Consider the following 11,935-nt stretch of genomic DNA (forward strand, 5'->3'; position numbering starts at 1 on the left):
CTCAGCCGGCGGGCGCGAGCGCGCGCAGCGCCCCTTCCAGCGCCGCCTCCGGCGCCACCGCCTGCCAGTCCGGCATCTGGTGGCGGAACCACGTCATCTGCCGCTTGGCATAGGCGCGCGTATCGGCCTGGCCGCGCGCGATCGCCTCGTCCAACCCCATCGCCCCGTCAAGATGGGCGATCAGCCCGGGCACGCCATGGGCTCGCATGACCGGCAGCAGCGGGTCGAGCCGGCGGTCCCGCAGCGCCGCCACCTCCGCCAGCGCGCCCAGCGCCATCATCGCCTCGAAGCGCGCATCGATCCGGCGGCGCACCTCCTCGCGCTCGGGGCTGACGAAGAGCTTCAAAAGCGGCAGGCCGTCGAGCGGGCCGGGCCGGCGCTCGCCCTGGAAGCTCGCCAGCGAGCGCCCGGTCGCGATCTTCACCTCCAGCGCCCGCATGATCCGCATCCGGTCGCTGGGGCGCAGCCGCTCGCCCATGACGGGGTCGAGCCCGCAGAGCTCGGCGTGCAGGGAGCCGGTCTCCTCGTCGGCCACCCGTTCGCGGAAGGCGGTGCGGACCGCCTCGGGAACCGGGGGAATGGCGGAGAAGCCCTCGGTCAGCGCCTTGAAGTAGAGCCCCGTGCCACCGACGATGACCGGCAGTGAGCCGCTCTGCGCCAGTTCGGCCAGCACCGTGGCGACGTCGGCGGCATAGCGCATCGCCGAATGATTCACGGCGCCGTCGACATGGCCGTAGAGCCGGTGCGGCACCACCGCTTCCTCTTCCACCGTGGGGCGGGCGGTGAGCGTCCGCAGATCGGCATAGACCTGCATCGAATCGGCGTTGACGACGGCGCCGCCGAACCGGCGCGCGATCGCGATCGCCAGCGCCGACTTGCCGCTCGCGGTCGGACCTGCGATGAGCACGGCCCTGATCCCCTCCGCTGCTCCGTTCACCTGATCCGGCCCTTCACATGCTCGTCGCGACACTGGTTTCCGCCCATGGACAGGCACTGCTCGACGACGCCCTGCTGAAGCGCATCGCCGCCCTGCCTGGCGCGCTGCGCACGCAGCGCCTCGACGGCGAGATCGCGGCCGACCTCTTCGCGGAACCCGGCGACGCGCGCAAGCTCGAAGCCGCGCTGCGGCCACTGCTCGGCGATGCCGCCATCGACATCGTCGTCCAGCCGGCCGCGACGCGCCGCAAGGCGCTGTTCCTCGCCGACATGGATTCGACCATGATCGGCCAGGAATGCATCGACGAGCTCGCCGCCTATGTCGGGCTGAAGGAGAAGGTCTCCGGCATCACCGAGCGCGCCATGCGCGGCGAGATCGCCTTCGAGCCGGCGCTGCGCGAACGCGTCGCCCTGCTGAAGGGCGTGCCGCTCTCGGTCGTGGCTGAGATCATCCGCGAGCGCATCACGCTGACGCCGGGCGGGCGCGAGCTCGTCATGACGATGCGCCGCCAGGGCGGCTACACCGCGCTGGTCTCGGGCGGTTTCACCGTCTTCACCGGCCCGATCAGCACGACCATCGGCTTCGACGAGCACCGCTCCAACACCCTGCTCGCGCAGGACGATGTCCTGATCGGCGAGGTCGCCGATCCGATCCTCGGCAAGCAGGCCAAGCTCGACGCGCTGGTCGAGCTGCGCGCGCGGCACGCGCTGTCTCCTGCGCAGACGCTGGCCGTGGGCGACGGCGCAAACGACCTCGCCATGCTCGGCGAGGCCGGCCTCGGCGTCGCCTTCCGCGCCAAGCCGGCGGTCGCGGCCGCCGCCCATGCGCGGCTCGATCATGCCGATCTGACCGCGCTGCTCTATGCGCAGGGTTATACCGGTGCGGAGATCATCCGCAGCTAGTCGACGATGAACAGCTTCGCGCCGGTCACGGTCCGCGAGCGATGCGCCTCGGCGCCATCGGCGACCTGGTAGCTCATGCCGGCCCTGAGCGGCATCACCCGCCCATCCTCCAGCGTCGTCTCCATCGAGCCCTCGAGGCACAGGATGATGTGGCCCTTGGAGCACCAGTGGTCGGCCTCGTAGCCGGGGCTGTACTCGACCATCCGCACCCGGATCCGGTTCTCGGCCGGGCCGAAGAACTGCACGCGCCAGAGCGCCTCGCCGACATCGCCGGCATGGCGCTCGGTCGGCACCGTCGACCAGTCGGTCGTGACGAAGGGAATGTCGCTCAGTTTCATCGCAGGCTCTCCGGAAGCGTGCCGTCACCCTGCCAGCGTGCGCGGGCCGGCACCAATGCCGATCGCTCATCCCCACCATCACGGCGACGCCGGCCCAGGAAAACCGGCCCATGAAAGCCGGCCCACGAAAAAGGGCGGCCTCGCGGCCGCCCTCGAAACCGAAATGGCCGGGATCGCTCAGTTCATCGCGACGGCGACGAAGCGGACCTCGCCCTGGGCGTTCGAGACCAGCAGCAGGGCCGACTTCTTGCCCTCCTTCTTCAGCGCGTCGAGGCGCTTGGTCACGTCGTCGGGCGAGTTCACCGGCTCCTGGCCGATCTCGACGATCAGCTCGCCAACCTGCACGCGCTTGTCGGCGGCGTTGGAGTTCGGGTCGACCTTGGTGACCACGACGCCCTTGACGCCCTCCTTGATCGAGTAGCGCTTGCGCAGCTCCTCGGTCTGCGGCGAGAACTCGAGCCCGAGCGCTGTGGTGACGGCGGGCTTGGCCGGCTCGGCTGGCGTGCGCGCCGAGGCCGGCTGCACCTTCTCGCCATCCTCGAGGCGGCCGAGCTTGACCGTCTTCACCTCTTCCTTGCCCTTGCGCATGATCGTGACCGGCACGTCCTTGCCGACCGGGGTCGCGGCGACGATGCGCGGCAGGTCGCGCGAATCCTTGACCTCCTTGCCGTCGAACTTGGTGATCACGTCGCCGACATCGAGGCCGGCCGGCTTGCCGGGGCCCTTCTCGTCGACGCCGGCGACCAGCGCGCCGCGCGCCGTGCCGAGGCCCAGCGCCTCGGCGGTGGCGTCATCGACGCTCTGGATGCGCACGCCCAGCCAGCCGCGGCGGGTCTCGCCGAACTCCTTGAGCTGGTCGACGATCGAGGTCGCCAGCGAGGACGGCACGGCGAAGCCGATGCCGACCGAGCCGCCCGTGGGCGACAGGATCGCCGTGTTGATGCCGATGACCTCGCCGGCCATGTTGAACAGCGGACCGCCCGAATTGCCCTTGTTGATGGCCGCATCGGTCTGGAGGTAGGTGTCGTAGGGGCCCTGCTGGATGTCGCGGTTGCGGGCCGAGACGATGCCCGACGACACCGAGCCGCCGAGCCCGAACGGGTTGCCGATCGCCATCACCGGATCGCCGATGCGCATCTTGTCGGAATCGCCGAACTTCACCGCCGGCAGCGGCTTGTCGTGCTTCACGCGCAGGACCGCGAGGTCGACCTTGGCGTCCTTGCCGACGACCTCGGCCTTGAGCCGCAGGCCGCTGTTGAAGATCACGGTGATCTCGTTGGCGTCGCCGATGACGTGATTGTTGGTCACGACCAGGCCCGACGAATCGATCACGAAGCCCGAGCCGGCCGATTGCGAACGGCGCTGCTGCGGCGCCTGACCCTGGCCCTGGCCCTGCTGGCCCTGGCCGCGGCGGTTGAAGAATTCCTCGAACAGATCGCCGAAGGGCGTGTCGGGGCCGAGCTGCGGGATCTGCGGCAGGGTGCGCCCGCGGGTGTCGTTGGTCGTCACCGCGGCGATGTTGACCACCGCCGGCATGACGCGTTCGGCGAGATCCGCCAGCGACATCTGGCCCTGCAGGATCGGCGCCGAGGCCGTCTGCGCGGACGCGATGACGGGCGACATCAGCAGCGAGAGCACGCCCACACCGGCGGCGAGCGCGATGCGCCGCGAAGCGGGCGCCAGGGTTGCGGTAGCCGAGACGGGTTTGGTTGCCATCAGTGTCCTCGTGAAGAAAATCCGGCCGAGTCGCACGGCGCGGAAGCCGTATCTTCAATTGAACCGCGAAATGCGGCGGAAGGTCGACACACGATCATGCGACCGGGCGGCCATTCTGCCGGCCGCCCACAGGTTGTATGCCAGTCAACCGCGGACAAACCAGACGAGCAGGACGCCGAGCGCGGCCGAACCGATGCCGATCAGCCGCATGGTCTCCGGAGGCGTTTCGGAGGCGCTTCGCAGCGCCTCCTTGGCGAGATGGGGGACCGCTGCGAACAGGATGCCCTCGATCGCGAAAACGAGGCCCAGCGCCGCAACGAAATCCCACATGCGCGGCGCCAGACGGGGTCAGGGACGGGCCGGGGCCGGCGTCGCTTGCGGCAGCGTCGGCTGGGCGTCGGTGCGGGGCGCGTTCGGACCGTTGAAGAACCGGAAGAACGGCGAATCCGGCGATAGGACCATGCGCGTGTCGCCCGCCTTGATGCTGGCTTCATAGGCCTGCATCGAGCGGTAGAACGCGAAGAACTCCTGATCCTTGCCGAACGCCTCGGCGAAGACGCGGTTGCGTTCGCCTTCGCCCTGGCCGCGGACTTCATCGGAACGGCGCTGGGCTTCGGCCACGATCACGGTCGAATCCCTGTCCGCACGGGCCCGGATCTCCTGGGCCTGCTGGGCACCGAGCGCACGCGCCTCGGCCGCCTCGCGCTGACGCTCCGTCTGCATCCGCTGGAACACGGCCGCCGAGTTGGCCGCCGGCAGATCGACGCGCCGCAGGCGGACGTCGACCACGGTCATGCCGAAGCGCGCGGCCTCGCGGTTCACCTCGTCGCGGATGCGGTTCATCAGCCGCGCCCGGTCGTTGCGGACCATCGAGGTGAAGCTCGCCTCCGCCAGCACCGAGCGCACGTTACCGTTGACGATCGAGGCGAGCTGCGAGTTGGCGCGCGGGATGTTGTTGACCGCCTGGTAGAAGCGCAGCGGATCGGAGATGCGGTAGCGCGTGAAGGCATCGACCACGAGACGCTTCTGGTCCGAGGCAATGATTTCCTGCGCCGGCAGGTCGAGGTCGAGGATGCGGTTGTCGAGCAGGGTGACCTGCTCGAACGGAGCCGGCAGCTTGAAGTAGAGGCCCGGCGCCGTGACGACGCTGCGGACCGCGCCGAAGCGCAGCACGAGGGCCGACTGCGTCTGCTGGACCACGAAGGTCATCGCGTAGAAGACGACCGCCGCGATGCCGAGGACAACGAGCAGGCCGATGCGGATGATGGTGCCGTTCATCGGACAGCTCCCGTCTGGGGGGCGCCCGGAGCGGGGCGCCTCTGCTGCAACTGGTCGAGCGGCAGATAGGGCACGACGCCCTGGCTGTTGCCCCTGCTGTCGAGAATGATCTTGTCGGTGCCGCCGAGCACGCGCTCCATCGTTTCGAGGAAGAGGCGTTCGCGGGTCACCGCGGGCGCCAGCTTGTACTGCTCGTAGACCGCGTTGAAGCGGCTGGCCTGACCGAGCGCCTCGGCCACGGTCTGCTCCCTGAAGGCTTCCGCCGACTGGAGCAACTGGGCCGCACGACCGCGCGATTCCGGGACGACCCGGTTGGCATAGGTCTCGGCCTCGTTGCGCAGGCGCTCCTGGTCGGCGCGCGCCGCCTGGACGTCACGGAACGCATCGATGACCTGCTGCGGCGGATCGACCTTCTGCAGCTGCACGAGGCGGATCTGCACGCCAGCATTGTAGCCGTTCAGGGTCTCCTGCATCAGCTGGCGCACCTCGGTCTCGATCGCGGCGCGATCGGTGGTCAGCACGGGCTGGATGTTGCGCCGGCCGATGATCTCGCGCATCGCGCTCTCGGCGACGGCCTTCACGGTGCCCGGCGGGTCCTGGATGTTGAAGACGTAGTTCTCCGGAGCGGCCGGATCGATCTGCCACTGCACGATCACGTCGATGTCGACGATGTTCTCGTCGCCGGTGAGCATCAGGCTCTCTTCGATCACGTCCGACTGGCGCGAGGCGCGCACGGACTCGACGGTGCGGAAGCCGACCTCGGTGGTGACGACATTGGTCACCTGAGGCTTGATCACGCTGCCGATCGGATAGGGCCAATTGTAGTTCAGGCCTTCGCCGGTCTTGCCGATGAACTGGCCGAAGCGGAGATTCAGGCCGACCTCGTTCGGGCGAACGATGTACCAGCCCGTCAGAAGCCAGATCACCAACAGCGCGAGCAGCCCGAAAATCAGGCCGCGCCCGCCGAGATTGCCGCCCGGCATCATGTTGCGCAGGCGGTCCTGGCTGCGACGCAGGATGTCCTCGAGATCGGGCGGGCCGCTGTTGCCGCCGCCACCGGAGCCGCCGCCCCAGGGGCCGCCGCCGCCACCGCCGCCGCCGCTTCCCCCGCGCTGGCCCCAGGGTCCGCCCCCGTTATTGCCACCGCCGCTCTGGTTGCTCCAAGGCATACTCGCGCCGTTCCCTTCCTATGCCGCTCTCATCGCCTTAGGCGATCGGCGGTCACTTGTCAGCGCTCCCCAGCCGGAGCGGTCTGCGCTGACTTGGGCATGGGCCATGGATTCGTCAACGACGCAAGGTCTTCATCGTGAACGGAAAGCGGCTCAGGCCCGGCGGCGAAAGGTCGCGAAAGTGAAGGGGTGCTCGTCATCGGGGCTGGCCGGATGGCTTTCGCGTCCATCCGCGGCGAAGGCGGAGCGGTCCCACTCGGGAAACACGGCGTCACCCGCCGGAGCCGTGTGGACGAAGGTGAGCTCGAGCCGGTCAGCCAGCGGCAGCACCTGCCTGTAGACCTCCACCCCGCCGGCGACCGTGACGCTGTCGGCCCCCATCTGCGCCCCCAGCTGCTGGGCCAGAGCCAGCGCGGCGTCGAGATCGGCTGCGGTGCGGACGCCCTCAGGGCGGAAGGCGGGATCTCGCGTCAGGACGATCGTCTCGCGTCCCGGCAGCGGCTTGCCGATGGAGAGGAAGGTCTTGCGCCCCATCAGCACGGGTCGGCCCAGCGTCAGGCTGCGGAACCGGCGCAGATCGGTCTTCAGCCGCCAGATCAGGCGGTTGTCGTCACCGATGACGCCATTGTCGGCCACGGCCGCGACGAGAACGATCGGAAGCGAAGCCATCGGTCAGCCCTGCCCTGCCAGCCGCGCCAGCGCCTCGCCGTCGAGGCGCTTCACCGTCCATTCGTCCTGCGCCTTGGCACCCAGCGACCGGTAGAACACGCGCGAGGGCTCGTTCCAGTTCAGCACCCACCAGGCGAGCCGGGGCAGGCCTTCGTCGATGCAGCGCTTCGCCAGCCCCGCCATCAGCGCCTTGCCGATGCCGTGGCCGCGGAAGGGCGGGTGGACGAAGAGATCCTCGAGCCAGATGCCGTGGCGGCCGGAGAAGGTCGAGTAGGTGTAGAACCAGACCGAAAAACCCGCCGGCTCGCCATTCCACTCGGCGATGTCGCAGAAGGCCCTGGGGTTGTCGCCGAAGAGCGCGGCCGCGATCTCGGCCTCCGTCGCAACGACATGGTCGGCGAGCCTCTCATACTCGGCGAGCGCCCTGATGAAATCGAGCACGAGGCCGGCCTCGTGCGGCCGGGCGGGACGGATGGTGAGCGTCATACCGCGATCGGAGCCTTGATCGCCGGATGCGGGTCGTAGCCCTCGATCGTCACGTCGGCGAAGCTGAAATCCTCGAGCTTCGTCACCGCCGGGTTGAGCGCGAGCTTCGGCAGCGGCCTGAACTCGCGCGTCAGCTGCAGCTTCGCCTGGTCGAGATGATTCACATAGAGATGCGTGTCGCCGAAGGAATGCACGAAGTCGCCGACGCGCAGCCCCGTCACCTGCGCCACCATATGCGTCAGCAGGGCATAGCTGGCGATGTTGAAGGGCACGCCGAGGAAGACGTCGGCCGAGCGCTGGTAGAGCTGGCAGGACAGTTTTCCATCGGCCACGAAGAACTGGAACAGGCAGTGGCACGGCGCCAGCGCCATCTTCGGGATGTCGGCGGGGTTCCAGGCCGAGACGATCAGCCGGCGCGAATCCGGATTGCGCCGGATCTCGCCCACCAACCAGGCGATCTGGTCGATCGTGCTGCCATCGGGCGCGGGCCAGGAGCGCCACTGCCGCCCATAGACCGGGCCGAGATCGCCCTTCTCGTCGGCCCATTCGTCCCAGATCGTGACGCCGTTCTCCTGCAGGTAGCGGACATTGGTGTCGCCGCGCAGGAACCAGATCAGCTCGTGGATGATCGACTTCAGATGCAGCTTCTTGGTCGTGACGAGCGGGAAGCCCTCGCTCAGATCGAAGCGCATCTGGTGGCCGAACACGGCCAGCGTGCCGGTGCCGGTGCGGTCATCCTTGCGGACACCCTCGTCCAGGACGCGTCGGAGCAGGTCGTGATACTGGTGCATGAGCGAATCTCGATCGAAACGGCGACACCATAGCCGCAGGCCGCGGCGCTGGCGCGGGCGGCACGGCCGCCTTCCCCTGTTTTCTCGCATCCGATCGTCTCAGCCGTCCGTGCCAGCCGATGGCAGTGGCTGCAACCGTGCCGAGCCCGCTCACGCGATTGCGAGGGGAGTTGAGCGGCGCAGCCCTTTGCCGTGCGCCGCCGGCCACCATCTCCTGCCCGAGAGCAGAAACGAGGAGATGATGATGACACGATCGCACCGTGCCTGGCCGGCTCTGGTTCTTCTGGCCTGTGTCGGCGTCTCGCTGTCATGCCTGCCTGATGGCGCCGGCGCCCTGCCCGCCGGGACCGGCACCGCCCCGGCCGGTACAGTCGCGGCCGCCGCACAGGCTTCCTCGAAGATCTCGGAGGCCGCGGCCCGGCGGATCGCCTGGGGCTCGGGCATCGACCATATCGAGGACATCGTGCTGGCCGATGGGCGCTGGCAGGTCGCGGGCCGCGACCGCAGCGGCACCGAAATCACCGTCGACATCCATGCCCGCGACGGCCGCGTGCTCGGCCAGACCGGGCTTCTCGCAAATTAAGCCGGCTGGGGCCCCATCGGCTCTTTCCCCCGCCCTCCGCAGCCCCTATATTGACCTTGCCGATCGCAAGACCGGCTATGGCGATAAACGAGCGTCGGAATAAGCTTTTCGGACCCGGGGGCGGTACCCGGCGCCTCCACCACAGCCCTGCGGCGCGAGCCATGGGGCGGCCTGCGGGATCTTGGACCGCGGGCTTGCCAGGCCACCGAGTGGCAGGGTTGCGGCGGGGGCGAAATAGGATCGACGAGAGTGTAAAGGCCGTTCTTTTGCCCGGTATGGTTCCGCCGTTATAGGGCTAACGCATAGTTGCCAACGACAACAATGCTCGGGTCGCTGTCGCCGCGTAAGCGGTGCTGGTTCCCAAACCTAAGTCCTTCCGTTTAGCGACGTAAGGCGGGGCCCGGAGGCGCCTGGCAACAGAAGCCTCCACTTCATTCGATGCCTGGCCGGCTGCTGCCGCGGGATGCTGGAAGCGGAAACCTCGACCCGATGTCCAAGGACGTTCTTCGCTACGATCTGATGGTGCAGGACGCGCTCAAGGGCGTGGTGCGCAAGATTCTCGCGGAGGCGGGTCGGGACGGTCTGCCCGGCGACCACCATTTCTACGTGACCTTCCGCACCGGCGCGCCGGGCGTGCGCGTCTCGCAGCGCCTGCGCGACAAGCACCCCGACGAGATGACGATCGTCCTCCAGCACCAGTTCTGGGATCTGAGCGTCAGCGAGCATGCCTTCGAGGTCGGCCTGTCCTTCTCGAACGTGCCCGAGCGGCTGCTGATCCCCTTCGACGCGATCACCACCTTCTTCGATCCCTCGGTCCAGTTCGGCCTGAAGTTCGAGACCCAGGATACCGAGGGCGCCTCCGCCAACGATGCGGCGGCCACGCCGCGGCCCCGCGGGGCGGGCTCGGAGCCGAGCGAAGCGCCGGCCGCGCCCCTCGCCCTCCCCGCCAAGGCAACCCCGGCGGGCGTGCCCGCGATCAAGGCGCGCACCGAGACCCCGGCCAAGGGCGGATCCAAGCCCGCCAAGCCGCAGGCCCAGGAGCCCGCCGCCGAAGCGACCGAACCCGCGCCCGATGACGGCGGCGGCGCCCAGGTCGTGAGCCTCGACGCCTTCCGCAAGAAAACCTGATCGGCCCGCGAGCCCACCCCGACCACCGCAACGGGCTCGTCCTCCGGCGCATCGCCGCCCCCGGCAGCCCTCGCAGAGCAGGCTGCCCATGTCCGACACCCGCACCGAGACCGATTCCTTCGGCCCCATCGCCGTCCCCGCGGACCGCTACTGGGGCGCGCAGACGCAACGCTCGCTCGAGAACTTCCGCATCGGCGGCGAGCGCGAGCGCATGCCCCTGCCGCTCGTCCATGCCCTGGTGCTGGTCAAGAAGACCGCCGCCCATGTCAATGCCCGCCTCGGGCTGATCGACCCGCGCATCGCCGGCGCCATCGGCCAGGCGGCCGACGAGGCGCTGTCGGGCCAGTTCGACGACCATTTCCCGCTGGTGATCTGGCAGACCGGCTCGGGCACGCAGACCAACATGAACGTCAACGAGGTGCTGGCGAACCGCGCCAACGAGCTTCTCGGCGTGGGGCGCGGCGCCAAGAGCCCGGTGCATCCCAACGACCACGTCAACCGCGGCCAGTCCTCGAACGACTGCTTCCCGACCGCGATGCACATCGCCGCCGCCCTCGAGATCGCGCGCTCGCTGCTGCCGGCGCTGCGCGCCCTCGAAAAGGCGCTGGCCGACAAGTCGGCGGCCTTCAAAGATCTGGTCAAGATCGGGCGCACCCATCTCCAGGATGCGACGCCCGTCACGCTCGGCCAGGAATTCTCCGGCTATGCGATGCAGCTCCATCTCGGCGTCAGTCGGATCGAGGCGTCGCTCGGCGGGCTCTATGCGCTGGCCCAGGGCGGCACCGCCGTCGGCACCGGCCTCAACACGCATCCCGACTTCGCCGCCCTCTTCGCCCGCGAGGTCGCGGCCCTGACCGGCGTGCCCTTCCGCAGCGCCGAGAACAAGTTCGAGGCGCTGGCGAGCCATGGCGCGCTTGCCGCCGCCCATGGTGCGCTCGCGGCGCTGGCCGCCGACCTGTTCAAGATCGCCAACGACATCCGCCTGATGGGCTCGGGCCCGCGCTCGGGCCTCGGCGAGATCAGCCTCCCCGAGAACGAGCCTGGCTCCTCGATCATGCCCGGCAAGGTCAACCCGACCCAGGCCGAGGCGCTGACCATGGTCGCGGCCCAGGTCATGGGCAACCAGACCACGATCGGCTTCGCCGCGAGCCAGGGCCATTTCGAACTGAACGTCTTCAAGCCGGTGATCGCCGCCGCCTTCCTGCAGTCGGTGAGGCTCTTGACCGACGCGGCCGACAGCTTCCGCGTCCACTGCGTCGAGGGCATCGTCGCCAATGAGGACCAGTTGCGGGAGCTGCTGTCGCGCTCGCTGATGCTGGTGACGGCGCTGGCGCCGGCCATCGGCTATGACGGCGCCGCCGGCATCGCCAAGGCGGCCCATCACAATGGCACGACCCTGCGCGAGGAAGCGCTGCGCGCCGGCGTCGCCGCCGATCTGTTTGACGCCACCGTCAGGCCCGAGCTGATGCTCGGCCCGGCCTGAGCGGGCGCCCCGCCATGGCCGAGATCGTCAATCTGCGCCGGGCCCGCAAGCAGCGCGCGCGACAGGACGCTGACAAGCAGGCGCAGCAGAACCGCATCGCCTTCGGCCGGACCAAGGCCGAGCGAAGCCTGACGCAGGCCGAGCGCGACAAGGCCGCACGCACGCTGGACGGGCACCACCTCGCTCCGCCCGACGAAGAGCCCGCGCCGTGAGCGCCGAGCGCAAGCGCTCGCTGACCGTCGCCGGCCACCGCACCAGCGTCTCGCTGGAAGAGCCCTTCTGGGAGGCGCTGAAGGAGATCGCCGTCGCGCAGGGGTTGACCGTGGCCGCCCTGATCGCCGCGATCGACGGCAGCCGCGAGGGCGTTAACCTCTCCTCGGCGCTGCGCCTGCACGTGCTGGCGCATTACCGGCGGCTGGCGGCAGGTCCCGAAGCCTGACGGCACGAGGCCGGCG

At 69.2% G+C, this 11,935-nt stretch carries 15 protein-coding genes and 1 other RNA gene; 7 read left to right on the forward strand and 9 right to left on the reverse strand.

Annotated elements, in window-relative coordinates; genetic code table 11:
- Position 1 precedes the first annotated feature (1 nt).
- Entirely contained in the window at positions 2-937 is a 936-nt protein-coding gene (miaA, locus tag BSY19_RS20820) for a tRNA (adenosine(37)-N6)-dimethylallyltransferase MiaA (protein ID WP_069055808.1), read from the reverse strand.
- 17 nt (positions 938-954) lie between these two features.
- Here miaA and serB point away from each other — a divergent pair, with 17 nt between their 5' ends.
- Positions 955-1,839: a phosphoserine phosphatase SerB gene (serB, locus tag BSY19_RS20825; protein ID WP_069055809.1), complete on the forward strand. Its 885-nt coding sequence runs from the start codon at positions 955-957 to the stop codon at positions 1,837-1,839.
- Here serB and BSY19_RS20830 read toward each other — a convergent pair.
- From BSY19_RS20830 to BSY19_RS20865, 8 genes are all read right to left on the reverse strand, one after another.
- On the reverse strand, positions 1,836-2,177 hold the full coding sequence (locus tag BSY19_RS20830; RefSeq protein ID WP_069055810.1) for a DHCW motif cupin fold protein: 342 nt from the start codon (positions 2,175-2,177) through the stop codon (positions 1,836-1,838). The genes serB and BSY19_RS20830 overlap by 4 nt on opposite strands.
- A 177-nt stretch (positions 2,178-2,354) precedes the next feature.
- Complete coding sequence (locus BSY19_RS20835; RefSeq protein WP_069055811.1) at positions 2,355-3,893, reverse strand: Do family serine endopeptidase; 1,539 nt, start codon at positions 3,891-3,893, stop codon at positions 2,355-2,357.
- Positions 3,894-4,037: 144 nt separating this feature from the next.
- Positions 4,038-4,223, reverse strand: coding sequence for a DUF2065 domain-containing protein (locus tag BSY19_RS20840; protein WP_069055812.1), 186 nt, complete (start codon positions 4,221-4,223; stop codon positions 4,038-4,040).
- Positions 4,224-4,241: 18 nt separating this feature from the next.
- Complete coding sequence (gene hflC, locus BSY19_RS20845) at positions 4,242-5,171, reverse strand: protease modulator HflC (RefSeq protein ID WP_069055813.1); 930 nt, start codon at positions 5,169-5,171, stop codon at positions 4,242-4,244.
- Positions 5,168-6,340 carry an FtsH protease activity modulator HflK gene (gene hflK, locus BSY19_RS20850; RefSeq protein WP_069055814.1) on the reverse strand — a complete coding sequence of 391 codons (1,173 nt, stop codon included), beginning with the start codon at positions 6,338-6,340 and terminating at the stop codon, positions 5,168-5,170. Before hflK ends, hflC begins: the two co-directional genes overlap by 4 nt.
- Before the next feature lie 153 nt (positions 6,341-6,493).
- Positions 6,494-7,009 (reverse strand): dihydrofolate reductase, encoded by a 516-nt coding sequence (locus BSY19_RS20855; protein WP_069055815.1) that lies wholly within the window; start codon positions 7,007-7,009, stop codon positions 6,494-6,496.
- A 3-nt stretch (positions 7,010-7,012) separates the two neighbouring features.
- Positions 7,013-7,495 carry a GNAT family N-acetyltransferase gene (locus BSY19_RS20860; protein WP_069055816.1) on the reverse strand — a complete coding sequence of 161 codons (483 nt, stop codon included), beginning with the start codon at positions 7,493-7,495 and terminating at the stop codon, positions 7,013-7,015.
- Entirely contained in the window at positions 7,492-8,286 is a 795-nt protein-coding gene (locus tag BSY19_RS20865; RefSeq protein ID WP_069055817.1) for a thymidylate synthase, read from the reverse strand. Before BSY19_RS20865 ends, BSY19_RS20860 begins: the two co-directional genes overlap by 4 nt.
- A gap of 244 nt (positions 8,287-8,530) precedes the next feature.
- On the opposite strand from BSY19_RS20865, the gene BSY19_RS28050 reads away from it, so the two are divergent.
- From BSY19_RS28050 to BSY19_RS20895, 6 genes are all read left to right on the forward strand, one after another.
- Positions 8,531-8,869 (forward strand): PepSY domain-containing protein, encoded by a 339-nt coding sequence (locus BSY19_RS28050; RefSeq protein WP_171905184.1) that lies wholly within the window; start codon positions 8,531-8,533, stop codon positions 8,867-8,869.
- 19 nt (positions 8,870-8,888) lie between these two features.
- Positions 8,889-9,300: a transfer-messenger RNA gene (gene ssrA, locus BSY19_RS20875) on the forward strand.
- A 58-nt stretch (positions 9,301-9,358) separates the two neighbouring features.
- Positions 9,359-9,997: an SspB family protein gene (locus BSY19_RS20880; protein ID WP_069055819.1), complete on the forward strand. Its 639-nt coding sequence runs from the start codon at positions 9,359-9,361 to the stop codon at positions 9,995-9,997.
- 88 nt (positions 9,998-10,085) lie between these two features.
- Entirely contained in the window at positions 10,086-11,480 is a 1,395-nt protein-coding gene (fumC, locus tag BSY19_RS20885) for a class II fumarate hydratase (RefSeq protein WP_069055820.1), read from the forward strand.
- A 14-nt stretch (positions 11,481-11,494) separates the two neighbouring features.
- On the forward strand, positions 11,495-11,692 hold the full coding sequence (locus BSY19_RS20890) for a DUF4169 family protein (protein WP_069055821.1): 198 nt from the start codon (positions 11,495-11,497) through the stop codon (positions 11,690-11,692).
- A complete protein-coding gene (locus BSY19_RS20895) occupies positions 11,689-11,919 on the forward strand; it encodes a ribbon-helix-helix domain-containing protein (RefSeq protein WP_069055822.1) in 231 nt (76 codons plus the stop codon). Before BSY19_RS20890 ends, BSY19_RS20895 begins: the two co-directional genes overlap by 4 nt.
- Positions 11,920-11,935 lie beyond the last annotated feature (16 nt).

The organism is Bosea sp. RAC05, assembly GCF_001713455.1.
Classification (GTDB): Bacteria; Pseudomonadota; Alphaproteobacteria; order Rhizobiales; family Beijerinckiaceae; genus Allobosea.